The organism is Prolixibacteraceae bacterium (genome assembly GCA_019720755.1).
Classification (GTDB): Bacteria; Bacteroidota; Bacteroidia; order Bacteroidales; family Prolixibacteraceae; genus Halosquirtibacter; species Halosquirtibacter laminarini.
This window is the reverse complement of the sequence record CP081303.1, coordinates 971,437-997,842: the sequence shown is the minus strand read 5'-3', so window position 1 is coordinate 997,842 and position 26,406 is coordinate 971,437. Positions and strand designations below refer to the sequence as shown.

The following is a 26,406-nucleotide window of genomic DNA, read 5'->3' as shown; positions in this document are numbered from 1 at the left end:
GAACGCTTACTAAAAGCCGTTATGTTTGACATTGAAAAAGTAAAGAATAACTTAAGTTTAAATATTACTTCCGTTTTTCTGGAGTTACTGTTTTATGATGAATTAATCAAAAACAATTCAGCACAAATTGAACAGACTATTGATCAGGTAGCAATTGCCAAAGAGTTAGTAAATTCTGGAATAAAAACCGAATCCTATTTGTTGGATTTTTTCACACAAATGGCGCAGGATTCATTGAATTTGGTTGTTTCTAAAAATGCATACCAATCAAAGTTAATAGACCTTATTCAATTATTAGATATTAAAGACACTCACGGGTTTGATATTATTATTCCTAAAAACTTAAAATTGCTGCCAAAAGCCAATAAAGCAGTTGATGATTACTACAATATAGCATTAACAGTTTTACCAGAAATTAAAAGTGCCCAATATCGTTTACAAAATGCTGAAAGTAATGTTAAATACATAAAAGGTAATAGGCTTCCATCTCTATCATTTGAAGGTTATTGTGGTACAAATTACTCGAGTAACAGTACCTTGTTTAATCAACATGGAGAGGCAATTGATTATTTATACTATAACCAGTTAAATGATAATATCAATATGTACTTTGGATTGCGATTAACTATCCCTATTTTTAGTCGGTTTAGTATCAGAAATTCAGTAAATATTGCCAAAATTAACTCGTCCAAAATGGCTACCAATATTCAGCTTACCAAACAAAATGTATATCAGGAGGTACAAAAGGTATATTACGACTTTATTGCTGCAAAAGAACAAATGATGTTTGAGAAAAAGCTATTGGATGCTTCAGAACTCTCCTTTTATCATGCAAATGAAAAACTAAAAGCCGGAATTATATCTGTTTATGATTATGGTACAGTAAAAACTCAGCTAATTAAAGTTACATCAAAATACTTACAGGCAAAATATAAGTATATCTTCAAAATGAAAATGTTGGATTTCTATACAGGAGTTCCTATATCACTAGAAAACTAAAGAATGATTAAACTCAGAAACATTCATAAAAGCTATAGTTCAGGAAATGCAAATTTGCATGTTTTAAAAGGAATTGACTTGGAAGTTAAGGAAGGAGAAATGGTTTCTATTATGGGAGCTTCCGGATCTGGTAAATCGACCCTTTTGAATATGTTGGGCATCTTAGATAAATACGATAAAGGCGAATATCAATTAGACGGTATTAACATGAACCATTTGAGCGAAAAGGAAGAAGCCTTTTATCGTAACCGTAAACTAGGTTTCATCTTTCAGGATGCAAGTTTGATTACATATAAAAATGCATTAGAGAATGTTGCACTTCCTTTATATTACCAAAATATTTCTATGAAGAAGCGAAACAAGATAGCTCTTGAATATCTCGATAAAGTTGGCTTGACAGAATGGGCTCATCATTTACCTTCTGAATTATCAGGAGGACAACGACAAAGAGTAGCTATTGCAAGAGCTTTAATTTGTAATCCTCAAGTAATTTTGGCAGATGAACCAACTGGTCAGCTTGATTCAAGCACTTCTTTGGAAATTATGGAATTGCTAAAAAAAATTAACAATGACGGTATTACGGTAATTATTATAACTCATGAACATGACATTGCGGAGATGACTAACCGTATTGTTTATATTAAAGATGGAGTTATTGAATAGTTTTGCGTTGCAATTGATAGGTAATCTATTCTCACATAATACATTATCAAGCGGCTTGTATCGAAATAACCGTTGTAGATCCATGGGGTTAATATTTAACAAAATGAGATCAAACTAGATAATTTATCAATTAAAAAAGGGGCTCAACAAACAAGTTTCCTCAAACACTTACAAACACATACAAGTTCCATTAAACCCCAAACTACCCACCATATACCTATTATATAATTGATTCGATCCGATCCATTTATCATCCAAGCCCTGTATGATCATATGAAATCTTTTATATTACAAATGCCCTCGGGTCTATTTTCCATTTCGCATAATCTCCGGAATATTCTTTCCCAGGAGGGGGATAAATAGAAGGTTATCTCTCCACATAGATCTCCATAATTATTTAACATAGCTTGGGGTTATATAACATTTTCCTTCGTTCTCTCGGAAAAAGTCATATAACAACGCTATGTATAAATATCTCAGAGATCTAAGATCGATAACCATCTATTTTTACACCCCCTCCAGAGAATATCCCTCCGATAATGCTTCATAGAAAAATAGGCGAGTTGGCCCCACCCACCCAATTATCTGTCCCTGAAACTCCATGCCTTTAAGCTTCGCTTCTTCAGCATTCGTTCAGCTCCCTGGGCCTTCTTTCTTGTGGCTTCGCCACTTCAAAGCCATCGCCCCAGAAATCAATCCCAAACAATTTGCCCCGCCCGCCCTTTCAATGGTGTTGTTTAAGGGATTGCTCCTTCGGAGAACCGAAAAGAAAATCCTTCTGGAATCATCGCTACGCGAAATCATCCAGAAGGAATATCTTTTTTACTCGGTCTCCTCAATCGGCATTTCCGTGCTCCTTTCGGCTGCTCCGCTTTTACAGTCGTCCCTCCTTTATCGAATGCTTCGTCCCTCGCATCCTCAAAAAGCTCCTCACCGCCTCAAGTATCGCAACAAAAGCCTAATCGCAATCCCTAAAACAACGTGAGTCGATCCCATTGGCAAAAACACAAAACACCAAACCCCCTCAACCCAAAAAAACTTACCACATTAGCAAAACCACCATACAACAAATCAAACGACAACGTATAAAACAAAAATGTCTCTATACCTCCCATGCCTTATGAGCTTCGCTCAACGGCTTTAGGTATAGAGACAAAAAAAGAGCATAAACAATTTGCCCCGCCCGCCCTTTCAAAGGAGTTGTTTAAGGGATTGCTCCATCGGAGAACCGAAAAGAAAATCCTTCTGGAATCATCGCTACGCGAAATCATCCAGAAGGAATATCTTTTTTATTCGGTCTCCTCAATCGGCATTTCCGTGCTCCTTTCGGCTGCTCCGCTTTTACAGTCGTCCCTCCTTTATCGAATGCTTCGTACCTCGCACTCTCAAAAAGCTCCTCACCGCCTCAAGTATCGCAACAAAAGCCTAATCGCAATCCCTAAAACAACGCGAGTCGATCCCATTGGCAAACACACAAAACATCACACCCCCTCAACAATTCACCACAACACATCTATTTTTACCAATAATCAAAAAAAAAGAAGGATCACTCCCTCTTTTCTCCTCTCTTCTCATAAATCAAAAACCCACTCAATCCAATCAAAAAAGAGAGCACCATATGCATCAACCCACGCAAACTATCCAATTGCTTCTGTTGTCCTCGAATCTCAGCATTTATCCTTGCCTCAGCACCATCCAAACGCTCAAAAAATCGATCCTCCAGAAACATCAACTTCTGCTCCTGGGTCAATAACCGCAACTTCGTTTCGTCTAAAGTCTCCTTCACAACCTCCACATCATCTTTCGTTGAAACCGAAGTCCCAACATCATCATCCTTTGCTGAAACCGAAATCTCCACATCATTAGTTGAGGAAACAGGCGAATCTACACCATTAAAAGAGCTCAATCCTGTCAAACTAGCAAATACACACACCACAAAAATCAACAAATCTTTCATAGCCACCAGTTTTGTTACAACGTCATATTTAACGAATAACACAGTGATATCAAAATGCATAACAACGCATCCCAAAGCAAAACAACGCACTAATTATAAAACACTTGCGATTGCTATATAATATATATAAAGTTGCACATGACAAACGTTTATTAACCTAAAACTTTACATCATGGGTAAAATTACTAAAGGTATTCTTGGTGGATTCTCTGGTACTGTAGGATCTGTTATTGGTTCGACATGGAAAGGTATCGATGTCATCCGTTCTAAGCCAAAGATGCGCAAAAAATCATCCACCAAATCTCAAATTGCACAACGCAAAAAATTTGGGGCTGCAGTAAAATTCTTCTCGAACATTCAAGACTTGGTAAAAATTGGTTTTCAAGAAGTAGCCATTCATCAAACTTCTCACAATGTTGCAATCAAAGAGAACTTCAAACACTTCTCATACGATGCACAAAAAGACGAATTGAAAATTGATTACAGTAAATTGATCATCGCCAATGGATCAAGACCTCCTGTTCGTAATCTCGTCGCAACGGAGAGTGCTGACAACATGTTTAGAATTGATTGGGACTATGACGCTTTTGAGGAAATATACAAGGATCCATACATCCATTTCTTATTTATCACTGAAGATGGTAAGGTTCTCCCACGCATGAATATTGATATACTAGTTGCTAAGCAAATTAATATAGACATGAAAAAATTGGGTTTGAGCGGTAATGTTCACACTTATTGTTTCTTCAACTATACAGATAGTGAAGGAATACATCGTACTTCTGATTCTGCTTATGTACTAATTAACAACTAGTAGATCATTCTGTTTATGTACTAATTAACAACTAGTAGATCATTCTGTCTGGTAAACTTAAAGCTGTTCTTTGATCAATGCAATACACACCAAGAAAGGGCTTTCTCTCATAGAGAGCCCTTTCTATTCAATCCGTATTTCCTCCGTACGAACTCTATACCATCTTTATCTCCATGCCGTCCCCTTCAAGAACTAAATCCCGAACAAAAAACACCTGGGAACGTGACACAACAATACTACTATTCCTTTTTGCAGGATTAAGCTTTCGTTCCACTATATAACCTTTCTCTACAGCTCGGTCATAAGTAGAGCATCCTAATAACTTCTTCGCTTCCGCTTTGCGTATATCTGCAGTGATTAAACCGAGTTCTATAAGAGTTTGTCTAACTCCATTGCCATGGCCAGCATAAAACTGTTTCTTCAAACAGTCTAAGAACTCTTTCTTTTCGATAGATAAGTAAACTAAGTCCGACATATTAGGAATATATTATTCCAATACACCTCCGACAATCTATGACTACCACACCATAAATTGTTTACTTAAAATTAATTCTTTATTCTGATACACGCAAACATAAACTACATGATTTTTATTATCATCACTCTGATGCTTTCTCAAATGGACCAGTCTCAAACAAATAATCAATCATTTGTCGATTTGCATCATCCATAAGTTTCACCTTCTTAACGATATAATAAGCACCTGCCAACGTATGACTTACCTTGTGAGCCAACGCTAAGTCAATCACTGTTTCATTTATATTCAAATCATTAAAAGCAATGGTACTCCAAGTATATCGACTTCGTCCAATGGCAAAAGCAGGAATATTCAAATTAGCACAAATTCTTTTCAAAGCCGTTGAAATCATTTGACTACATGCAGCTCTAGATGAATATTTCTCTTGGAAACAAAACAACTCCTTTTCACCTTTTAATCTCTTAAAATACTCCAGATGTTCTGGTTCAATCTTCACACTGTGTTTAACCCCAGTCTTCGACCTGGTATAATGCACTCGTCCATCCTGAATATCTTCTTTTTCTATAAAGTACATATCCTTAAAATTAAGACCCATCAACAAGTAATTAAGTATAAAAGTATCTCTAGCAAAAATCTCATTCTCATTGGTCGTCTCATAGTGCATCACAGATCGAACCTCTTCAATATTCAAAAATCGTGGAGTACTATTCCCCTTAAATTTGGCGATACTATAATATCGAAATGGATAGCATTCGGGACTTAACTTTTGATCTTCAGAATTAATTAAAGAATTAAACAAATGTTTCAAACTCTTCATATAAGTCCATATCCCAGTATTAACACCACTTTCCCGAAGAAATTGCTCATAATCTTCTAGCCACCTTTTATTAATATTCTTAAAAAGTACCCGTTGATCCCCTTTGAATTTACGTAAGCTCTTATATAAATTCGAATAATTCTTCCATGTACTTTTCGAAGCTTTTTTATCAACAAGAAGAAGAGCCTTATATTTACGATCCAACTCCTCAATATACTCCTCTAGATAAGAAAACAACTCCACATCCTCCTTCTCTCGAACCTCTTCAATATACACATTCAAAAGATACTCCTTAATCTCCTTTGCAGTCATCTTAGTCTGCTCAACATAGATCTTATCCAATTTCTGTTCATAATCTGATAGGATAGAAGACAGACGTTTATTAATAAGAGTACTATTAGGGTGATTTCTCACCCGACCCTCCTTAAATTGATTTTTTTCGACATAATAATTCGTTTTCAAAATCGCTTTAGTCCTATTACTTAATATCTGCACAGAAATGTTATATTTATTAACAGCATTCTTATTTACCAGTACCAATTTTACAGAAGCCATACCATTCTTGATTTAATCAAATGAAACATTAATGAAACAACACACATTACTCAACCCTTAATTCTAAGGTAGTGTAAATTTAGCAATTTCACCAACGCACTCAAAAACAATATGTTGCACTGTGTTTCAGTAAGTTAATATTCAATAGGTAAGACCCTCTAAGGGTAACCAAAGGGTAAAGGAAGGGTAGCCAATTTGTATTCAATATATGAATCATTCAAGATTTACCTTCCTCAAAATTCTACACCCAACAAGCCCATCTCCAGAAGTCATGTTTCATATCGGATAGTCCCAATAAGAATACTTTCTAATTCGAAACACAGTTAAATGGAATGACCACGATAAAGGGAAAAGAATATAGATTATGTGTTTTACCCTCTGAACTAATCTCAAAAAAAATAGAGGAGCATCTTCAGAAAAAGAGACTCCTCTATTGGTAAGATGATATTGTGACACCAATATCTTACATCTATGATGATCACTATCTTACGATATCCATCTCTTCAATCAAGTGAGGTGCATCCGCAAATTTATCAATCACAAAAAGGACATAACGAATGTCCAATATAATATTTCTACAATAGGTTGGGTCAAACATTAAATCACTCATAGTTCCATCCCAACACCTATCAAAGTTCACTCCAATAAGATATCCATCTCTATTTAACACTGGGCTTCCTGAGTTTCCTCCAGTAGTATGGTTGGATGCGCAAAATGCAACAGGCATCTCCCCTTTACTATTTGCATAATCCCCATAATTTTTGTCCTTGTATAGTGAGATTAATTTTGCTGGAGCCTGATAGTCAGCAATATCCGTCTGACTCTTCTGGTAAACCCCTTTTAATGTAGTAAAGGCTTCATAAACAACACCATCCTTAGGAGAGTAACCCTCGACCTTTCCATAAGCAATACGCATAGTCAGATTTGCATCTACTTTAAAACGACGGTCTCCGTTCATCTCTTTTAAAGCCTTCACATAGAGCTTCTGATTCATCTGAATATGATTATTTACTCTCTGGTAATCGAAGAAATAGTTGAATATATAGTCTTGATCTAATTCTCCCTTTAAATGAAAAATAGGATCTTTCTTTAAACGAATTCTATCTGATCTTTTATAATTTGCAATAAAATCGAGAACTTTCTGTTTGTCAGATAAGAAAGAACGATCGTAATAACGTTTTTTGAATTGATCTTTACGCAGTGAATTCTCTAGATGATGAAAGTATTTAGATTTGCGTTCGAAAGTAAGATTTTCGAAATAGTAGTTTAGTAATTTTGTTAATACAGCACAATCAACATCCGCATTATAATCTTTAAAAAAGAGAGCAACTTTCTTCTGGATAGCATCAATATCCACCACTTCTCCTTTGTCCTTATCTCTAACAAAGTTGTTCATCGTCTTTGCTAGTTGAAAGATATCTGAACCTCTTTCGATCACCTCTTGATAATAGATATTTCGTCTATCTAGCTCATAAAAATCTTCATAAAGAGAATCAAAATCAGATAATATGGTTCCATACATTTTCATCTTATTGGGATCCTGAGATACCCACTGATTAAATGCTTTCTCCTGCTCCTTCTTACGTTGAATCGCATCATATCGAGATAGACCAAGAATAGCACCTTGCCACTTCTTCCATCCGTTGGCTGTATGTGCATATTTTGAAGCATATTGAATCTCTACCTTTTGGTCATTATCCATAAAATGCTTCCAAGTAGAAAGCTTTATATCACGAATACTTATTCGTGTCGGGAAAGAGATATCTTGATACATATGAATTGCTTGGGAAGGAAGGTACAACTGGGTGGTTCCAGGATAGCCCATTACCATTGTTGGCTCATCAGGTTTAAGATCCCCAAGCTTAATCTTTAGATGTGTTTTTGTCTCTAGAGGAATATTATTTTCGTCATAATCAGAAGGAGAGCCATCGGGTTTACTATAAATACGGAAGATTGAAAAGTCCCCTGTATGTCGAGGCCATACCCAATTATCGGTATCCCCACCAAATTTCCCAATAGAAGATGGAGGAGCACCTACCAAACGAATATCACGATACACCTTGTAAACATATAAGAAGTATTGATTTCCATACAATATAGGTTTTACAACTGCTTCTCTAAATTTGTTTGGTGCCTCAGCAGCTACGACTCTTTGAATACGAGCTTGAATCGTGTCTTTTTGCACTTCTTCGTTCAATCCATCCATTCCAGATACGATCTTTTTTGTCACATCCTCCATTCGCTCAAGAAAACGAACTTTTAGACCATTTGCAGACAACTCTTGATCTCTACCTTTAGCCCAATAACCTTGTTTTAGATAGTTGTGTTCCACACTACTCAGTGCTTGAATAGAAGCATAACCACAGTGATGATTGGTTAACACAAGTCCTTCAGAGGAGATTACCTCCCCGGTACATCCAGTTCCGAAAAGAACCACTGCATCTTTAAGACTTGCGTGATTCACACTAAAAATATCTTCTGCAGAGAGTTTAAAACCTAACTTTTGTAGGTCTTCCATATTGTATTTCTCGAGAAGAGTAGGAATCCACATTCCTTCATCAGCATGGACATTAGACCATGACAGTGCAAAAATGCAGATAGCTAAGATTAATTGTTTAAGATTATTTGTTGATATTTTATTTCTATACATTATTTCTAAGCCTCTCTTCTAAGTTTTACTAAGTAATCATAATGATCACCCTCCTCATACTTCTCCACTACAAAACCTGATTTGGCAACTATTTCACGCATACTATCAGGGTCTAAGAAAAGCCAATCAAAAGAATCTCCAACAGAATCGTTATACTTCATCTGGTAATTTACAACCCCATAATACTTATCGCTATTGATATCGATCATTGCTTCGCCATCCTCATCCATAAAAAGGTAGATTAAGTCAGAAGAATCGAAGACCACACAACCATTAGGTTTCAAAATGGTCTTGGCATGATCTAGAAGTCTTGTCACACCATCTAATGATCCAGATATTCCAATCCCATTCATCATCAAAAGCAAAGTATCATACTTTTGGTTTGGGCTAAATTGGAAGAAATCTTGATTTTCCACATTCTGGACTCCTCTCATTCGAGCAATCATACATGCATCAAAAGAGGTATCTAAACCAGTTACATCATATCCTTTTTGTTGAAGTAAAAGAGTGTGACTACCAACACATGCACCGACATCCAAAACTCGGCCTTCGCACCACAAGAGAGCTTTTTTCTCTAAAATGGGCATTTGTGCTAAATCACGAAAGAAATAGGCAGCATCCATCTGCTCATCTTCAGCAATATCTGAAGTCACATCAATTAATGTAGGTTTATTATGATCCCAATAATGCTTCGCTGCGGCACCTATTGGATCTTTTTTAACTGGAGAATATGTCATGTGAAATGATTCATTTTATTAAAACAGTACAAAGAAAGTAGAAATAATAATAAAAAAGATCATTCAAATCATATTTGCTATAGGTTTATTGTTTTTGAGCACGAAATTTTAGAAGTTTTATCATTACAGTAGTCCCTCCTCCCAAAGTACTATCAAGTAAAATGTCTCCTTCTAAAACTTTCATGAAAGCACTACAAACACGTAATCCCAACCCGGTACCCTTTTCACCTGAAGTCCCTTTACGAATAATCGGCATATCGTTTTTAAACAACATATACTGCTCTTTCTTATCAATACCTAACCCATTGTCTCTAATATACAATGTCACATATTTCAAGCTGTCATCTTTAACTGACACCGAAACAATTCCTTTTCTGAAAGAATATTTTATTGCATTACGAATCACATTGACCAACACTTTATTAAAAATACGATCGTCAATATAGACACAAATAGAGGAATCGATATCAACTCTAAAGTCAATCTCTTTTTCCTGTATTTCAGACATTAATTCACAGTAAGCATCATCCACAACATCATCTAATGAAACAGATTTCTTTAACGCTTTAAGATTCCCTGTACGAACACGAGACCAAGATAGTAGATTTGTAAGTAAACATTCCAAGTTATTGATGCTCTTGTACACTTCAAGAAGAAGAGGTTTCATCTCCTCCTTAGACATTTCATCATAATCCTCTTTGATTAGTTCATTAATGCCCATGATGGAACTTACAGGACTACGTAGATCATGGGTAATAATAGAGAATACATTATCCGTTTCTTTCTTACTTTTCTCATGCTCTCTCTCTGATTGATATAGCGCTGTATTTGCCTCAACATATTTGCTATTTAACTCTTCAAGTTCTCTATTCTGATCTAAAATCTGAAGATTCTTCTCTTTTAGCGCATCAGTATGCTTTACCTTTAAGATATAACGCCTAATAATAATCAAGAAGATAGCCACAAAGGTTAAGAACAAGAACAGAAAAACGTCTTTCTCAAGAGATTTTTGCTTCAGTTCAAGCACTCTCTCTTTTTTCTCAATCTGAAGATTTAAGTTATCCTTTAATATCTTCTGCTTTTCATAAGAAGTCTCAACCTTTCGAATATACTCTTGTTTTGAAATATTGTATCTATCAATAGTGAGCTGCTTTAACTTTTTCATATAAGTGAAAGCATCCTTATAGTTTTTGGTAGACTCATACAAGTGTACCATTATATTATAGAAATTCTCTTCTAAAAAAAGAAACTTGTACTTTTTAGCAATAAAGTAAGATCTCTCTGCATTACTTTTCGCTAGCTTCCACAGTTTCATATCCGAATAGATATTTGCAATGGTACCATAAGCACTTGCTTCGCCAAATGAATAATCAGTATCTTGAAATGTATTCAAAGCACTTTGAGACATCTCTAATGCTTTTTGATGATTGGAAAGAGCCAAATACTCAAAAGCAATATTATTGTGGACTGAAGCAACAGCATTCTTATCCTCTAATTCCTTATATATTTCAATCGATTTATTGTATTTATCTATCGCCTCAAGGTGCTTTTTCTGTTTTCCTTTAATACGCCCCATTGAGTTGTATAAAGATGCATCAAAACGCATCATTTTCTTACCATTACATTCTATATTAATCGCATCAGTGATAAAAGAACCAGCAGAATTAAAGTCTCCCATCATTATATAGTTCAAAGAGATCTCTTGAAGAATAGTCTTCTGATTTTCTGCATTTTTATTCTTATTCTGATACCGTAGACATCGGCCAAGTAGTTCTAGGGAGTTATTATATTTGCTTAAATGAAAGTAGCACATTCCTTGTGCCTCAAGAATACTATAGTAGTCTCTCTGATTATTATCTAATCCGTGATATTCTAATGCCGTTTCATAATAACCAATAGCCTCATTATAATCTGTCTTTTCAGAACAGATCTTACCCATTACCCAATTGTAACGGAAAACCATCTCTTCATTAGGGTTGATTAATTCTTGGAAGTACTTTTCAACACCGACCATACAAGAATCAGGATTCTGTTTCATTTCAGAATCAGTTACACCTGTCGGATCTATAGGGTAGATATGCGAGTAGCAATTTACAACTCCCCCACAAATCATTATGACCTGAAGTATGATTTGACGTATTATTCTGTGAGTACCAATTCTCATAAGCTTCTATTGGATCAGCAAAAGTAATACAAAGATAACGTCTATAAGCAGTTTTATTAATTAAAATCACAAAAAAGAGATACGTAGCATCTTTACATATCTCTTTCTATTGTGAATATCAATTTATAGACCTAATTTTTCAAGCACTTTATCTGCATAGAAATAGCCTTTTCCTATAATCTCTCTTTTATCTCCTTCAACCAAGATCAAAGTAGGATAAGAACTGGAATAACTAGCACTTATCTTAAACTCTGAACGAACTTGAGCATCGACATCTTTAGAGTTCCACATCTCGGAGAAGGCATTGTGGTCTAATCCCATCTCATCTATTATTTGAAGGTAGCCATCAAAAGAATCAGTGCGCATCGCCTTTTCAAAGATTCCACGTTGTACATTCTCTTTAAAATCCCAAAATTTATTTGGGTGAATATTTTTTATAATCCATAGAGCTTTAGATGGTTCATAACTCGAGAAACGATACGTTGAATCCATTAAACTACGATAATATTCAGGGGAAAATCTCTCTTTAGTTTTAATGACTACTCCAGGATTGTGCTTCTTTAATAACTTATAAAATTCAACTCCTCCATTAGGGACTTCATCATCTAACCACATGCCACCACAATAGGCAACCATTGGAATCTTCCCTTCAACTTTTTTTTGGATCTGATTGATAGTTTTGATATTTCCATAACACCATACACATACAGGGTCCATTACATAAACCAACGTTTTAGTAGGCTTCTGTCCAAAAGAAACACCACTTAATAAGATGAACAAAACAAAAATTGTTTTGGGTAAAAGTCTGATCATAATTTAAATTGTTTGTATTTATATTCCCCACGAAAATATCATATTTATATATGTTAAACGACATAAATAGATACAAATAAGAGATAAATAACCTTTAATGCTATTTAACTTAACAAATTCATGATACAGGGAAGAAAATATAAGCCATTATGATAGCTGCAATGATTCCTACCAAGTCACACAACAAACCATAAGGTAGGGCATAGCGACTTTTTTTGATTCCAACAGAACCGAAATAGACCGCAAGAATATAGAAAGTGGTATCAGTAGACCCTTGAAAAATGGAAGATAGTCTTCCAGCAAAAGAGTCGGCTCCATAATGATTCATACATTCCACCATCATGCCTCTAGCCCCGCTGCCAGAAAGTGGCTTCATCATCGCAGTAGGTAAAGCATCCACAAAATGGGCATCAGCTCCAACCCAAATGACCATCTTTTTTATGGCAAGTAGAATTATATCTAGAATTCCTGAAGCACGAAATACTCCCACAGCTACAAGAATAGCAATTAGATACGGTATAATCTGTACTGCTGTTTTAAAGCCCTCTTTGGCTCCAACAATAAAAGTATCATACACCGCTATCTTACTTCGTAATCCTTGTATTAAGAAGACAATTATAATTAGAAACAGCAATACATTGGCTACCAAAGAGGAGTAACGGGCCATCATATCAGGAGAAGTAGAACGGAATCCTAATAATATTCCACCAACAAGCATCATACTTCCAAGAATGGTCGATAACAAAACTGGATCTTGAAAACGTATTCTCTGTTTTATTCCGACAGCAATGATTCCAGCCAAAGTAGAACAATAAGTTGCGATCAATATGGGAATAAAAATATCTGCTGGAAAGGCAGCACCAGCTTGGGTTCGATAGACTAATATAGATATTGGCAGCAAAGTCAATCCAGAAGTGTTTAACACGAGGAACATAATCTGACTATTCGAAGCTGTATCTTCCACAGGATTTGACTCTTGCATCTGTTTCATTGCTTTCAATCCCAATGGAGTTGCAGCATTATCTAACCCCAATAGGTTCGCGGATATATTCATCATTATTGTTCCGTAAACGGGATGATTTTTACCTAATTCAGGAAAGAGACGAGAGAATATTGGCGAGATTAAACGAGATAGTTTATCCACCACACCACTCTTTTCACCGATTTTCAAGATTCCAAGCCAAAGTGTTAAGATCCCTGTAAGTCCCAAGGAAACTTCAAACCCTACTTTTGCCATTTGAAACATGGCATCCATCATATCATTGAACACCATCAACTCTCCAAAAAAGAGAACGCGAATACATCCCCATAAGAATGCAAGGAGGAAAAAAGCAACCCAAATATAGTTTAAAGCCATATAATTTTATTCGTTATGATAGTTCAAAAGGTGACAAGATCAATTTACAAATAAAAGTGAGTAGCTTAAAATAAAAAGACAACAATTAAAATATTAGCCCTCAATTTATCATCTTTGTATAATAATCCATATCTTATGAAGAGATCGATTTATATTCTTAAAACTTAGGATAAAACAAAACAATCATATATCATGAAAATACGCATTGGTGACAAAGTGAAATTCCTCAACGACATAGGTGGAGGTACTGTAGTCTCTATCGAAAGCAGTAAAATGGTCAACGTAGAGAATGAAGATGGTTTCGAAATACCAGTGATGGTAAACGAGCTAGTGGTTTCGAATGCTATGCAAGAGGCTGACTTAAGTGAAGAGGAGGAAGACGAGAATGTAGCAATAGAGGAGGAAGAAGACTGGAGGTATCAAGAAGAACTTCCTGATCTAAAAGGGTTTGTAGAAATCAATGTACAAGAAGACAATCTGGATCCGGAATACTACATGGCTCTAATTCCCAACGCCCCAGAATCACCCATACATAAAGGGTTACAACTCTTTCTTGTAAACGACTCAAACCATACCCTTCTTTTCCATTTCTCCAAACAAGATGGAAGTTATTATGAGACGATTGAGACTGGTACATTAGAGCCGAACATGCGATTTAATTTAATGGAGATGAAAGAGAGAGACTTTGAAAAGAAACCAACTTTCGCTTTTCAAGTCATCCCTTTTAGAAAAAGAAATCAGGAGCTTCCTCCTTTCCTTCATCGAGAGATAGCTATAGATCCTGTGAAGCTTCATAAGAAAGGGGCATTTGTTTCCAATGAATTTTTCACCAAAGATGCGCATCTTATTCGATTAAATGAAGCACCTACCAATGAAGTGGAGGAAGCGCTTGAAAACATCTCTATTAAAGAGGTTAAGAAGGCCATCAGAGAACAAGGAGATTTAAAACGTCCGAAACATATGATGGGAGCTATCGTCTCTCAGAATCTAGACCTTAAAGAGGTTGATCTACATATCGATGCTCTATTAGATAATACCAATGGCTTATCAAAGAGTGAAATGTTACGACATCAGATAGAGGCATTTAACAAAGAGATGGAGTCCGCGATTAAAGATAAAATAAAACGTATCATCTTCATTCATGGAAAAGGAAATGGGACGCTTAAAACACAACTATATAAAGAACATCGTAAACGCTATATAAAGTATAAGATTCAAGATGCTTCATTTCAAAAATATGGTTATGGAGCTTCTCTGATCATTCTAAGAAAATAAAAAAGAAAAGAGGTGCATTCTTGATGACACCTCTTTCCTTTTCTATAAAGTTTACTTTGCAATCTTTCCTCTCCATCGATTACTAAAGAAGTAGCCTCCTGCTCCAAGGGCTCCCAATACCCAAGATATAGGAAAACTAGACCATAGCCCCATTATTCCATAACTCTTAGATAGGAATATTGCTAACGGGATACGGATAATCCACAAGTTAATCAAAGTGATATACATAGGTACCAATGTAGCTCCCGCACCTCTCAGAAATCCTATAAAAGAGAACATCAGTGAGAATGCCCAATACATTAGACTACAGATCCACAAATAGTTATACCCTATAGAGATCACTTCTGGATCTTTAGTAAACCACGACATCACATTCTCCCCGAAAAGATATATCAGAATAGCCACTATCAAACAATAAGCACCGGAAACAAAAACAGTACTTTTCAATCCTTTACGAGCCCTACCCTCTAGCTTCGCACCTAAGTTCTGTCCTACAAAAGAGGACAATCCCGAAGCAAAAGTAAGTGCAGGCATTTTGACAAAAGCATCGATTCGCATGGCTGCAGCATAAGCAGCAACGGTATTGGTTCCAAAACCATTCACTAGACGCATCATAATCATCATTCCAATAGCGACAAAAGCTTGTTGAAGTCCAGTAGGAAGCCCTATACGAACAGCCTCTTTGAAAATCGTAACATCGAAATGATAACGTCGAAAGGTAAGACGGATGATATCATGGGTTCTATTCAAATGCACAATGGCTCCAATAAGAGCAAATGCTTGAGAAAGAATTGTAGCAAAAGCAACTCCCTTAATTCCCCATCCAAAAACGACAATAAAGAGTATATCTAGAACCACATTTAAAATGGTAGAGAAAACCATATACTTAAGAGGTGTTTTCGAGTCCCCTAGTCCCCGCAAAATAGAAGATATTCCACTAAAAGAGAAGAAAACAAATATTCCTGAAAGATATATCTGGATATAATCCACGGCACTGTCCTGAAGTTCTGCTGGCAGATCCATTAATCGAAAAATAGATGGAGCCAATGGAATACCAATAAGGGTAATCAAGAATGAAGCACCCAAGAAAAAAATAAATACCGTATCAATTGTACGCTTTACCTTTTCATTATCCTTCGCACCAAAATATTGACTTACTACGATAGAAGCTCCAGACCCCACTCCAATGATTAAAGAGATCAGTGTATATATGATGGGGAAAGAGGCACCCACCGAAGCCAATGCCTGTTTACCAATAAAATTACCAACAATGGCACTATCCACCACATTATACAGGTTCTGGAAAATATTAGCAAGAATAAGAGGCCAAACAAATGTAAGTAGCAATCTCGACTCATTCCCTTTCGTTAGATCTTGCATAAAATAAAGCACAATTTATGAATAAAAAACAATGAAGGCCACCATCCCCGTGAACTCTTCTGCATCAAAGGTAAAAACATTTAAACAATCCACACCGAAGTCAAAATACAAACTTCAAACTTTTATTGTTTTAATCACATTCCAATCACTACATTTCAGCTACTTTATTGATAAATAAATATTCATAGTATTCGAACTCATGAATTGTTATTACATTAGAGATTATTATCATTTACAACAATAACTAGTCCTATTCTATGAAACTAAAAAACAATCTATTAACATTAGCCACACTACTATTCTATACTATCTCTTTCGCTTCCGATCTTGACCATGTTAAGATAACATATCAAGACAAAATGCCTGAAGCTATTATTGGAACGGGAAATGAGCTATTCATTACTTAAGCAAATGCATTTGTCAATAAAGATGATCGAGATAACAATGGTATATTATATCTAAAACAAAAAATAAACTGATTGAACTGAAAGCTAAAAAAGGAAGTTCTCAATTCTATCCAGCTTGTGTCCTCTATGACTACCATTTTAAAGGAACAAGCTACCAAATGATGTATGCTACGACAAAGAACCACCCTTTGGCTATTTTTGTAAAGGTTGGAAATATTCACCAAGAAATAGTACTTAAAACGACCAAAGTGTTCCATAAAAAAATCATCTCTTCCCAAGACGATAAAATCATTAAATACTCTAGTTCTGGAAATTCATTGGACCTATCATGGGAGCAGCTTTTAAGTACGCGGCAACTCCATATATAAAAGACCAAATGATACTTCCATCTCCTGATAAAATGTTAGACAAAGCAGTTGCTTTTAATCAATATCTTTTGGATTTGGCATACAACCAACGTTTGATTGTATGCGATCTATTTCGATGGCGCGACATATGGTCTCGAGATCTAGGTTCTGGCTTTGGTTCAGATGCATTATACACCAATCGTATCCAAGCTACTTACAAATGCATTGACTATAACCTGAATCCATACAACAAAGCCTAGGCAAACTCATTGAAGACAACAGAAGATGCATCCAAAGGAAGTAATGCTGAAGAAGTCTCTCTTTTGACCAAACTTATATGGGAATGTTAGACACAAACAAGTATACTGCAATTATTTTCTAGGGGAACAAACTTCCAGTAAGACTTTCAAACGGAGCACTGATGAAAGATTTTTCAGATCGCTTTACAGCGAATGGAGGTGCAATTAGATTCTATGATATCACGATGAAAAACAAGGATAGAAAGCATCCTCAGTTTTATAAGCTAAAAATGGGAAGCGAAGCTGGAGTCGTAGAATGGTATGAACATAAAGAAGGAAAATGGAGTCCATACGACATAAATACAAAGAAATCTATTAAAAAGCCATTAAGACATGGTACTGTTTATTAGGGAGAAGGACCTTATTTTAATAGCTGAGACCTACAAAATGGGATGTTTGGTTTCTCTACCACAGGACAAGGAATCTCTTTTGCCGACAATAAACTACCTAATATGTCTGAAGCAAAAGTTTCTGAAGTATTCACTGATTTTGCCGTATCAAAACCTTGGCTTTTCCACTCCATTGCCAATACGAAGACGGAGTACAACTTTATGTATCCTCAAAGGAGAGATCTTCTCCTGCTTTGCAAGGGTAGTCAACCTAGAGACCAATGGTGAATATATACTAATTGGGAAAGGGGTTACAAGTAATATCAAAAGCCGTAATATTTTCAAATATCTTAAATTGAAATAATCAAGTAAGGAACATATCGTTTCGATAAAAAAAACCATAACAAAACGACTCATAAGAAGTAAGGTCTCGTTTGGTTATGGGTTTTATACTCCACGTCTCATCTATTTCGAATTGATTCATTGCACCATAAATGAAGCCGAACAATAGATAATATATCCATGACACTCCTAAGTGTTTACTTTTGCTATAGAAATATCATCATAAAATAAACAGAGACTATACTTTAAAATATATTCTTTCGTTTTAACTAAAACGAAACATAGTCCCTACAAAGGCTGGTTACTTCTTATATACCATACAAGAAAAAGGATAAGTAACCCCTGCTTCTAGATATGGATATGATCTAATGCATTGAATGTAAATGAAAAAAATTGCCATATTACAATCCAACTATATCCCATGGAAAGGATATTTCGACATGATAAATCTAGTAGATGAATTCATTCTTTTTGATGAAGTTCAATTTACGAAAAGAGATTGGAGAAATAGAAACCAGATAAAAACAGACAAAGGGCTAGAGTGGTTGACAATTCCATGCAATACCAAGAGTAAATACAATCAATCTATCGACCAAACCACAGTGAGTAACTGTAAATGGAGAGAAAAACATCTCTCTTCATTAAGAACACATTATACTAAAGCACCTTTCTATAACGAGATATATCCACAAATAGAGGCACTATATCGTACCTGTACATCGCAATATATTTCAGAAATCAATCATCATTTCATCACTCACTTATGCAGTATGATGGATATAAACACACCAATTACCAATAGTAGAGATTATCCATCTAAAGGGCACAAGAGCCAGAAACTTCTTGAGATATGTCAAGGTGCCAATGCACATATATATATATCAGGACCTGCTGCAAAATGTTATCTCGATGAAATGCTTTTTAACAAGAACCGAATAGAGGTATCGTGGATGACATATGATCACTACCCCACCTATCCACAATGCTATCCAGAATTTTTCCATCATGTATCCATCTTAGACCTTCTTTTCAATGTAGGAACTAAAGAGGCTATTCAGCACCTCTCAAAAAAATCACATCTCTCTAGTATAACTATATAACACAACGCTATCGTGGAACATTTTATACCATTCAATAAACCATATATGACTGGACAAGAGGTCCAATATATAAAGGAGGCTGTAGAGGAAGGACATTTAAGCGGCAATGGAATATTTACCCAATGGTGTCAACAATTTTTAGAATCTCGCTTAAAATGCAATAAAGTACTTCTCACCAATAGCTGTACTGCCGCACTCGAAATGAGTGCTCTTCTACTAAATATAAAACCAGGAGACGAAGTCATTGTCCCCTCGTTTACATTTGTCTCGACCGCTTTGGCTTTTGTTAGACAAGGAGCCAATATACGTTTTGTGGATAGTGAGGAAACAACTCCAAACATAGATCCTCTCCTTATAGAGTCGCAAATCACCCACAAAACCAAAGCATTGGTTGTCGTGCATTATGCAGGAGTAGCATGCCAAATGAAGAGGATAATGGAGATTGCACAAAAACACAACCTTTTCGTTATTGAGGATGCAGCTCAAGCCATCGATTCATATTATCAAGGAAAAGCTTTAGGAACTATTGGACATCTTTCTACCTTCTCTTTTCACGAGACAAAAAATATCCAATGTGGAGAAGGTGGTTTTCTTGCAATCAATGAACCTTTGCTTGCCGAGAGAGCAGAAATAATATGGGAAAAAGGAACCAATAGAGCCAAGTTTTTTCGAGGAGAGATAGACAAATACAATTGGGTCGACACAGGATCCTCTTTTTTACCTTCGGATATGCAAGCGGCATTTCTCAAAGCACAATTAGAGTCGATTGACACCATTCAAAAGCAAAGAATACACATTTCAGAAAAATATGAACACCTACTAAATCCTCTCGTATTAAAGAAGAAGATAAAGACATTGCATATTGCAAAAGATGCAACAAATAATGGTCATATTTTTTACATCTTATGCCGTGATTTAGAAGAGAGGACAGCCCTTATTTCACATCTAAAAGAAGCGAATATCCAGGCAGTATTTCATTATCTAGGTCTACACAATAGCCCATTTATCAAGAGATCTCAGACTCCGCAAACAGAGAGTTTTTATGAATGTTCGAAATATGCTGACACCCTTCTACGACTACCTCTTTATTATGAATTGAAGGACCAAGAAGTTGTACGTGTTGCAGAAACGATATTAGATTTTTATGAATAACAAGATTTTACATCTAGCTATGGACGAAAAGTTTATCGATGCCTCTAATTGGCTTTTCGAACAGGCTTTTCCTGAGGAGAATGATCTCATTATAACAGTAAAGAACCCCAACCAATCGCTCAAACATGTGACTCTTACAAAAAACACCCGTATTGTTTCACTCAGATATTTACTAAAAGAAATACTCCCCCTTCTCCCTAAATATGATTGCGTCATACTTCATAGTCTCCCATTTCAGTTTGCTCAAATTGTACTGGCCTCACCCAATACATGTTTTGTATGGGCATATTTTGGATTCGAAGTATACCGAAATCAGGAGATGGGATTGTTAGAAAAATATGGACAAAAAACACAACTTCTATGTAAAACGACCATCCAGGATAAAATACATCAACATATTCGAAACTTATACTATCGCTTGAAATATAAACTCCCCTCATCAGACAATGCCGTGAGGTTGGCAGCAAAACATATTGATTTTTTTGCAACTCAGATTAGAGAAGAGCACGAAATGCTATGCAACCACCACATCATTGGAGAAACATCTAGATGGATGAACTTTAGTTACTATCCTATTGAGTTCATTCTAGAAAAAATATGTAATGAATCGATTCAAGGAGAAAATATACTTGTGGGGAACTCTGCCTTTCATAGCAATAACCACCTAGAAGTATTTGATATGCTTCGAAACATTTTCCTTTCAGCAGACCAACAAATTATTGTCCCTCTAAGTTATGGAGATGACCACTATGCATCACAGATCCATAAAGAAGGATCAACTATTTTTGGAGATAAATTCACACCCTTGCTTAATTTTATGCCTCTAGCCGAGTATAACCAAATAGTACAGCAATGTGGTTATGTGATCATGAACCACTATAGACAACAAGCCATGGGAAATATCATTATTTCTTTATGGTTGGGAGCCAAACTTTTTTTAGATACTAGAAACAATATCTATCATTTTTTTAAGAGAATTGGTATTACACTATTTGAAATGAAAGAATTAAAAAAAGAGAGTAGTCTAACCACCCCTCTAACAAAAGCACAAAAAGAGAAAAATAGAGAGATCCTAAAGCAACATCTATCTACAGAGCAGATCATTCAGTCCTTACAGCAACACCTAAACCCTAGAGTTACTATTTCAAATTAATTACTTCTAAAAAAACACCATAAGGTGAAATGATACATCTTATAAATAATTAAAAAACAAAACATTGGGCATGAACACTTTTACGTCTTTCATTTAATCTAAATATGCCAACCCAACCTTTTGTACGCAACCTTTCGACCAATCAAATTTTTCAGTATTGCAGTAGTGTATAATGATTTTTACATTCGCATCCATATTTTAACAAACACATAAAATCATGCGAAGCAAAATAAATTTATTGCTATACATCTTTATCTTCTCTATTACATCTTCACTCTTTACTGCATGTAGCAAAGAGGAGGTAAAGACCCCTACTTTATATGACTCATCATCTCTTATTGAGAATGTGGATAAAGAGACTACAAGAGGACTACTTGCACTAAATCCTGTAGTAGGAAAAAATGCAGCAGAGATGCCTCTTCTAGACATTAAAGTATATAGAATTGTCTACAATACGACCAACTACGATGGGAAACAAGTAAAAGCTTCTGGTGCTCTTTTAGTTCCAAATATAGACAAACCTCTGACAATCATCTCATACCAACATGGAACGATATGGAATGAGAGTGATGCTCCTTCTGAGTATAATACAGGGAAAGAGATCAAGATGTTAGCAACTCCTCTTGCTAGTATGGGATATGCTGTAGTAGTTCCTGACTATATTGGATATGGTGCATCATCAGATTATATCCATCCATATGAACATGCCGAGACGTTAGCAAAAAGCTCTTTTGACATGTTGCAAGCAGCCAAAGCATTCTTAAAAGAAAAGAATGTTGCACTCAATAACAAACTAGTGATCACAGGATATTCTGAGGGAGGTTCTGCAACCATGGCACTTCACAAGTATATGGAAGAGAACAGCAACGAAGCAATCACATTGAGTATTCCTGCTTCTGGTGCCTACAATAAAACAGAGGCAAACAAACTATTTGCTCAAGAGAAAGCACCATCTCTAATGACCAAATATTTTCTTTGGATTGTGAACACCTATAAGACTATTTATCAAATCGATACTCCTTGGACAGAGATGTTAAACGCCCCTTATGGAGAGATGATGAACAAACTTAATACAAATTTCGAATTGCAATATAAAAAGGTTCAAACCATTCCACAGGCACTTCTGAGTAAATCGTTCATTGAAGCATTGACAACAGGAAATAATCCTCAAATATCTAATGCAGTAAAAGATAACGATCGATGGCAATGGGTTCCAAAACAACCAATGATGGTTTTTTATAGCAGTTCCGACAATATTGTGAACCCAATTAATTCAATCACTGCAATTCAATACATGCAGTCACAAGGCGCTCCAGTACAAGCAGTCAAAGTAGACGGGTATAATCATTATCAAGCTTTTGGAGCATATATGGCAACGCTATTTAAAGTACTACCAATGTATCAATAATTGTTTGTTACAAATAAACATAAAAGCATCTCTTCCTAAGAGGTGCTTTTTTTATGCCATCCAATCCTTTTTATCTCATAGAAATATCACCCATATGTAAATAAATTTCAAAATTCTTATGCTTAATCTCTCTAAATATTCCATGAAACAAGATTTTTTATACCTTTATTTCTATAAGTAAACATCATTTAAAACGGTTTATATATCATGATACGATTAGATGGAAAGCAGACTTCTGTTGCACTCAAAAACGAGATCGCAGAAGAGGTAGCAAAGCGTAAAGAGCAAGGGCTGAAGCAGCCACATTTGGCAGCCATCCTAGTTGGGAACAATGGGGCTAGCGAAACCTATGTGGCAAACAAAGTAAAGGCTTGTAAAGAGGTCGGATTCAAATCCTCCTTGATACGTTATGAGACCTCTGTTAGCGAAGAGGAACTTCTTTCAAGAATTGATAAAATTAACCAAGATCAAGATATCGATGGGCTAATTGTACAACTTCCTCTCCCAGATCATATCTCAGAAGAGAAGGTTACCGAACGTATCAATCCAAATAAAGACGTCGATGGATTCCATCCTCAAAACATGGGACGTTTGGCTCTTGGATCTCCTTGCTATGTCTCGGCAACTCCTCATGGTATTATGGAACTTATTTCACGATACAATATTGAGACTTCTGGCAAGAAATGTGTCGTAATTGGACGTAGTAATATCGTAGGTCGTCCGATGAGTATCTTGATGTCTCAGAAAGGAATCGACGCCACAGTAACCCTTTGTCATAGTAGAACAGTGGGACTTAAAGAGATCTGTTTAGAAGCTGATATTATCATTGCAGCACTTGGAAAAGCCGAATTTCTAAAAGCAGATATGGTTAAAGAGGGCGCTACAATTATCGATGTAGGAATTACTCGTGTACCTTCTGATAAAACAAAGTCTGGTTGGAAACTTCTTGGAGATGTTGACTTTGAGAATGTCGCACCGAAATGTAGCTTTATCACTCCTGTACCAGGAGGCGTTGGACCGATGACCATTGCTTCGCTACTATACAACACCTTAATGTCCGCAAAAAACGAAATATACAAATAATCTTGTATACATACATATATAAGGAGAGCATGGGATTCATTACTATAAGATGACAACATGCTCTCTTTTTATTTCTCTCCCCCTATCACAAACAACATATCTCTTCTCCATGACTATGGTCAAGAAATGCTGCTAAGAGAGAGAGTTTGTAATTAGATAAGAACAAAACCATACTGACAACTGTTCCATGAAAAATGACATACTATGAATTCAACCATTGATACGATTTTACAAAGAGTGAGTGTACGCACTTTTAAAGAGGATAAGGTTCCAAGAGAAGATCTAGAACTTATCATTAAAGCAGCAATGGCAGCACCTACAGCTGTAAATAAACAACCTTGGGAGTTTGTAGTGATCGATAATACAGCACTTCTTTTCGAACTAGGGTCTCTTCTCCCCTATGCCAAGATGACTAAATTTGCCCCTGCGGCAATTGTTGTATGTGGAAATCAGAAGAATATGCTAGATGGCTGGGAAGAGTCTTTTTGGATACAAGACTGTAGTGCCGCAACCCAAAATATATTACTTGCTATCGAATCTTTAAATTATGGTGCTGTATGGACCGCCGTCTACCCAGACATCAGTAGAATACATATCGTAAAACGAATCTTAGAGCTTCCTGAACATATCGTCCCTCTCAATGTGATTCCTCTTGGAGTACCAGATCAAAAGAGTAGCTCAAAAGATAAATATGATGAATCAAAAATCCATATCAACAAATGGTAAAGTACACAAGGCCCCAACGGGCCTCTCTTTTTCTCTTTATAATAAACTTTCACCTCTATCTTATGTAGAATATAATCTCCATTGCAACTAAAAATATCTATATATAATGAGATTGACCTATTCTGATGAATCATCTGGTTGGCATTTCCCAATAGGAAGAAGGTCGTCCCACCTAGTAGTATATTTAGGACTGCGAAGTTTAGAAGATAGAGCACTTTGGTATTGACTCCCCAATCGAACGATATTCCTTCCCATAGTACTACTGAGACGATCCCATGCTTTTAGTAGATCATCTGTCTTTATCTTTCTTGTTCCAGAAAATAGATCCAACTGAATACTATCTCTATCCACCAAATCAGAAACGATCACTCCAGCACGTTTATAATGAAAACCATCACGATATATCTGCTCCACCAAATTAGAAACAGTAGATGCCAAATACATCGAATCATGAGTAGGGGATAAAAAACGATAATAAGCACTTTGAAAATATTGAGGAAGATCTTGCCTATTTCTATTGGTTGCAACAAAAAGACGTACTTCATACGCACATAGATGCTCTTTTCGAAGCTTTTCAGCACACCTTACAGAGAAATTAGATATACGAGACATCAACTCCTGTTTATCTGTCACCATCTTTGTAAAAGTCCGGGTACTAGATATACTCTTTTTTTTAGAAGGCTGGCTATCGATTTCGAAACACGACTCTCCTAAGAGTTCTTTCTTAATACGCAATGCATCGATGGCTCCCTCTTTGCGAATCAAGGAGTCCGAAAGCATCACAAAATCCCAAGCAACCTCCGCTCCATAGTAAGAAAAACGTCTTCTTAACTGTCGGCCGATTCCCCATATCTCACCCAAAGCAATCCATTTCAATGCTTTATGTTCTAAGAGTTCATCTTCTAAAATATGGACTCCCTCTCGTTGTGGAAATTTCTTCGCAATATGAGAAGCCACTTTCGCTAAAGTTTTGGTACGCCCAATGCCAATGCTTACAGGCACTCCAACCCAGCGAAAGATTTTCTCTTTCAATGCAACCGCAAGGGACTGTAGTTTATCCACTTCCATCCCACCTAAATCGACAAAAGCCTCATCCACAGAGTAAACCTCCAAGGCAGGAACTTCAGATGAAATCACACGCATAATACGGTCACTAATATCTCCATAAAGGGCATAATTAGAAGCAAACAGGCGAACATTATTTTTCTCTATAATCTCACGATACTTAAACACAGGAGCCCCCATTGGAATACCCAATTGCTTTACTTCATTAGATCGAGCAACAATACACCCATCATTGTTCGATAATACAGCCACCGGTTCCCCGTTTAATGAAGGATCAAAAAGACGTTCACAGCTAACATAGAAGTTATTACAATCTATCAGCCCAATATAACCCAT

General features: G+C 36.1%; 24 protein-coding genes. 14 read left to right on the top strand and 10 right to left on the bottom strand.

Features of this window, described 5'->3' with window-relative positions; genetic code table 11:
- Positions 1-21: 21 nt before the first annotated feature.
- Positions 22-999 (top strand): TolC family protein, encoded by a 978-nt coding sequence (locus K4L44_04275; GenBank protein QZE15051.1) that lies wholly within the window; start codon positions 22-24, stop codon positions 997-999.
- A 3-nt stretch (positions 1,000-1,002) separates the two neighbouring features.
- Positions 1,003-1,662 (top strand): ABC transporter ATP-binding protein, encoded by a 660-nt coding sequence (locus K4L44_04270; protein QZE15050.1) that lies wholly within the window; start codon positions 1,003-1,005, stop codon positions 1,660-1,662.
- A 1,546-nt stretch (positions 1,663-3,208) separates the two neighbouring features.
- On the opposite strand, the gene K4L44_04265 is transcribed toward K4L44_04270, so the two are convergent.
- The gene (locus K4L44_04265; GenBank protein ID QZE15049.1) at positions 3,209-3,619 is read right to left on the bottom strand and encodes a hypothetical protein; all 411 of its coding nucleotides are present in this window, start codon (positions 3,617-3,619) and stop codon (positions 3,209-3,211) included.
- 172 nt (positions 3,620-3,791) lie between these two features.
- Between K4L44_04265 and K4L44_04260 the strand changes: the two genes are divergently transcribed.
- Positions 3,792-4,433, top strand: a complete 642-nt coding sequence (locus K4L44_04260) for a hypothetical protein (protein QZE15048.1) — start codon at positions 3,792-3,794, stop codon at positions 4,431-4,433.
- A 154-nt stretch (positions 4,434-4,587) separates the two neighbouring features.
- On the opposite strand, the gene K4L44_04255 is transcribed toward K4L44_04260, so the two are convergent.
- From K4L44_04255 to K4L44_04225, 7 genes are all read right to left on the bottom strand, one after another.
- Positions 4,588-4,908 carry a hypothetical protein gene (locus K4L44_04255; GenBank protein ID QZE15047.1) on the bottom strand — a complete coding sequence of 107 codons (321 nt, stop codon included), beginning with the start codon at positions 4,906-4,908 and terminating at the stop codon, positions 4,588-4,590.
- A gap of 124 nt (positions 4,909-5,032) precedes the next feature.
- Entirely contained in the window at positions 5,033-6,283 is a 1,251-nt protein-coding gene (locus K4L44_04250) for a site-specific integrase (protein ID QZE15046.1), read from the bottom strand.
- 481 nt (positions 6,284-6,764) lie between these two features.
- Positions 6,765-8,933 (bottom strand): S46 family peptidase, encoded by a 2,169-nt coding sequence (locus K4L44_04245; GenBank protein QZE15045.1) that lies wholly within the window; start codon positions 8,931-8,933, stop codon positions 6,765-6,767.
- Between the two features lie 5 nt (positions 8,934-8,938).
- On the bottom strand, positions 8,939-9,670 hold the full coding sequence (locus K4L44_04240) for a class I SAM-dependent methyltransferase (GenBank protein ID QZE15044.1): 732 nt from the start codon (positions 9,668-9,670) through the stop codon (positions 8,939-8,941).
- Between the two features lie 85 nt (positions 9,671-9,755).
- Positions 9,756-11,708: a tetratricopeptide repeat-containing sensor histidine kinase gene (locus K4L44_04235; protein ID QZE15043.1), complete on the bottom strand. Its 1,953-nt coding sequence runs from the start codon at positions 11,706-11,708 to the stop codon at positions 9,756-9,758.
- A gap of 249 nt (positions 11,709-11,957) precedes the next feature.
- Complete coding sequence (locus K4L44_04230) at positions 11,958-12,647, bottom strand: hypothetical protein (protein QZE15042.1); 690 nt, start codon at positions 12,645-12,647, stop codon at positions 11,958-11,960.
- 118 nt (positions 12,648-12,765) lie between these two features.
- Positions 12,766-14,004, bottom strand: a complete 1,239-nt coding sequence (locus K4L44_04225; protein ID QZE15041.1) for a hypothetical protein — start codon at positions 14,002-14,004, stop codon at positions 12,766-12,768.
- Between the two features lie 192 nt (positions 14,005-14,196).
- Between K4L44_04225 and K4L44_04220 the strand changes: the two genes are divergently transcribed.
- A complete protein-coding gene (locus tag K4L44_04220) occupies positions 14,197-15,279 on the top strand; it encodes a DUF2027 domain-containing protein (GenBank protein ID QZE15040.1) in 1,083 nt (360 codons plus the stop codon).
- 51 nt (positions 15,280-15,330) lie between these two features.
- Here K4L44_04220 and K4L44_04215 read toward each other — a convergent pair whose 3' ends face one another.
- Positions 15,331-16,659 (bottom strand): MATE family efflux transporter, encoded by a 1,329-nt coding sequence (locus tag K4L44_04215; GenBank protein QZE15039.1) that lies wholly within the window; start codon positions 16,657-16,659, stop codon positions 15,331-15,333.
- 257 nt (positions 16,660-16,916) lie between these two features.
- Here K4L44_04215 and K4L44_04210 point away from each other — a divergent pair, with 257 nt between their 5' ends.
- From K4L44_04210 to K4L44_04165, 10 genes are all read left to right on the top strand, one after another.
- Positions 16,917-17,066 carry a hypothetical protein gene (locus K4L44_04210; GenBank protein QZE15038.1) on the top strand — a complete coding sequence of 50 codons (150 nt, stop codon included), beginning with the start codon at positions 16,917-16,919 and terminating at the stop codon, positions 17,064-17,066.
- Positions 17,067-17,394: 328 nt separating this feature from the next.
- Positions 17,395-17,673, top strand: coding sequence for a hypothetical protein (locus K4L44_04205; GenBank protein QZE15037.1), 279 nt, complete (start codon positions 17,395-17,397; stop codon positions 17,671-17,673).
- Positions 17,674-17,834: 161 nt separating this feature from the next.
- Complete coding sequence (locus K4L44_04200; protein QZE15036.1) at positions 17,835-18,062, top strand: hypothetical protein; 228 nt, start codon at positions 17,835-17,837, stop codon at positions 18,060-18,062.
- A 42-nt stretch (positions 18,063-18,104) separates the two neighbouring features.
- Positions 18,105-18,329, top strand: coding sequence for a hypothetical protein (locus tag K4L44_04195; protein QZE15035.1), 225 nt, complete (start codon positions 18,105-18,107; stop codon positions 18,327-18,329).
- A 437-nt stretch (positions 18,330-18,766) separates the two neighbouring features.
- On the top strand, positions 18,767-19,483 hold the full coding sequence (locus K4L44_04190; protein QZE15034.1) for a WbqC family protein: 717 nt from the start codon (positions 18,767-18,769) through the stop codon (positions 19,481-19,483).
- Between the two features lie 45 nt (positions 19,484-19,528).
- Positions 19,529-20,635, top strand: a complete 1,107-nt coding sequence (gene rffA / locus K4L44_04185; protein ID QZE15950.1) for a dTDP-4-amino-4,6-dideoxygalactose transaminase — start codon at positions 19,529-19,531, stop codon at positions 20,633-20,635.
- On the top strand, positions 20,628-21,788 hold the full coding sequence (locus tag K4L44_04180; GenBank protein ID QZE15033.1) for a TDP-N-acetylfucosamine:lipid II N-acetylfucosaminyltransferase: 1,161 nt from the start codon (positions 20,628-20,630) through the stop codon (positions 21,786-21,788). The genes rffA and K4L44_04180 overlap by 8 nt, the downstream gene beginning before the upstream one ends.
- 217 nt (positions 21,789-22,005) lie before the next feature.
- Entirely contained in the window at positions 22,006-23,196 is a 1,191-nt protein-coding gene (locus K4L44_04175; GenBank protein QZE15032.1) for a lipase family protein, read from the top strand.
- A 207-nt stretch (positions 23,197-23,403) separates the two neighbouring features.
- The gene (locus K4L44_04170; protein ID QZE15031.1) at positions 23,404-24,279 is read left to right on the top strand and encodes a bifunctional 5,10-methylene-tetrahydrofolate dehydrogenase/5,10-methylene-tetrahydrofolate cyclohydrolase; all 876 of its coding nucleotides are present in this window, start codon (positions 23,404-23,406) and stop codon (positions 24,277-24,279) included.
- A 204-nt stretch (positions 24,280-24,483) separates the two neighbouring features.
- A complete protein-coding gene (locus K4L44_04165) occupies positions 24,484-25,005 on the top strand; it encodes a nitroreductase family protein (protein QZE15030.1) in 522 nt (173 codons plus the stop codon).
- Between the two features lie 117 nt (positions 25,006-25,122).
- On the opposite strand, the gene K4L44_04160 is transcribed toward K4L44_04165, so the two are convergent.
- A complete protein-coding gene (locus tag K4L44_04160) occupies positions 25,123-26,406 on the bottom strand; it encodes a Y-family DNA polymerase (protein QZE15029.1) in 1,284 nt (427 codons plus the stop codon).

Bases quoted from the DNA above. Each gene is read 5' to 3' on its own strand.
- K4L44_04165 (QZE15030.1), top strand. From the start codon at position 24,484: ATGAATTCAACCATTGATACGATTTTACAAAGAGTGAGTGTACGCACT.
- K4L44_04250 (QZE15046.1), bottom strand. From the start codon at position 6,283: ATGGCTTCTGTAAAATTGGTACTGGTAAATAAGAATGCTGTTAATAAA.
- K4L44_04190 (QZE15034.1), top strand. From the start codon at position 18,767: ATGAAAAAAATTGCCATATTACAATCCAACTATATCCCATGGAAAGGA.
- rffA (QZE15950.1), top strand. From the start codon at position 19,529: ATGACTGGACAAGAGGTCCAATATATAAAGGAGGCTGTAGAGGAAGGA.
- K4L44_04215 (QZE15039.1), bottom strand. From the start codon at position 16,659: ATGCAAGATCTAACGAAAGGGAATGAGTCGAGATTGCTACTTACATTT.
- K4L44_04180 (QZE15033.1), top strand. From the start codon at position 20,628: ATGAATAACAAGATTTTACATCTAGCTATGGACGAAAAGTTTATCGAT.
- K4L44_04245 (QZE15045.1), bottom strand. From the start codon at position 8,933: ATGTATAGAAATAAAATATCAACAAATAATCTTAAACAATTAATCTTA.
- K4L44_04235 (QZE15043.1), bottom strand. From the start codon at position 11,708: ATGAAACAGAATCCTGATTCTTGTATGGTCGGTGTTGAAAAGTACTTC.
- K4L44_04170 (QZE15031.1), top strand. From the start codon at position 23,404: ATGATACGATTAGATGGAAAGCAGACTTCTGTTGCACTCAAAAACGAG.
- K4L44_04205 (QZE15037.1), top strand. From the start codon at position 17,395: ATGGGAGCAGCTTTTAAGTACGCGGCAACTCCATATATAAAAGACCAA.
- K4L44_04175 (QZE15032.1), top strand. From the start codon at position 22,006: ATGCGAAGCAAAATAAATTTATTGCTATACATCTTTATCTTCTCTATT.
- K4L44_04220 (QZE15040.1), top strand. From the start codon at position 14,197: ATGAAAATACGCATTGGTGACAAAGTGAAATTCCTCAACGACATAGGT.
- K4L44_04225 (QZE15041.1), bottom strand. From the start codon at position 14,004: ATGGCTTTAAACTATATTTGGGTTGCTTTTTTCCTCCTTGCATTCTTA.
- K4L44_04265 (QZE15049.1), bottom strand. From the start codon at position 3,619: ATGAAAGATTTGTTGATTTTTGTGGTGTGTGTATTTGCTAGTTTGACA.
- K4L44_04160 (QZE15029.1), bottom strand. From the start codon at position 26,406: ATGGGTTATATTGGGCTGATAGATTGTAATAACTTCTATGTTAGCTGT.
- K4L44_04195 (QZE15035.1), top strand. From the start codon at position 18,105: ATGTTTGGTTTCTCTACCACAGGACAAGGAATCTCTTTTGCCGACAAT.
- K4L44_04275 (QZE15051.1), top strand. From the start codon at position 22: ATGTTTGACATTGAAAAAGTAAAGAATAACTTAAGTTTAAATATTACT.
- K4L44_04270 (QZE15050.1), top strand. From the start codon at position 1,003: ATGATTAAACTCAGAAACATTCATAAAAGCTATAGTTCAGGAAATGCA.
- K4L44_04260 (QZE15048.1), top strand. From the start codon at position 3,792: ATGGGTAAAATTACTAAAGGTATTCTTGGTGGATTCTCTGGTACTGTA.
- K4L44_04200 (QZE15036.1), top strand. From the start codon at position 17,835: ATGAAAGATTTTTCAGATCGCTTTACAGCGAATGGAGGTGCAATTAGA.
- K4L44_04210 (QZE15038.1), top strand. From the start codon at position 16,917: ATGAAACTAAAAAACAATCTATTAACATTAGCCACACTACTATTCTAT.
- K4L44_04230 (QZE15042.1), bottom strand. From the start codon at position 12,647: ATGATCAGACTTTTACCCAAAACAATTTTTGTTTTGTTCATCTTATTA.
- K4L44_04255 (QZE15047.1), bottom strand. From the start codon at position 4,908: ATGTCGGACTTAGTTTACTTATCTATCGAAAAGAAAGAGTTCTTAGAC.
- K4L44_04240 (QZE15044.1), bottom strand. From the start codon at position 9,670: ATGACATATTCTCCAGTTAAAAAAGATCCAATAGGTGCCGCAGCGAAG.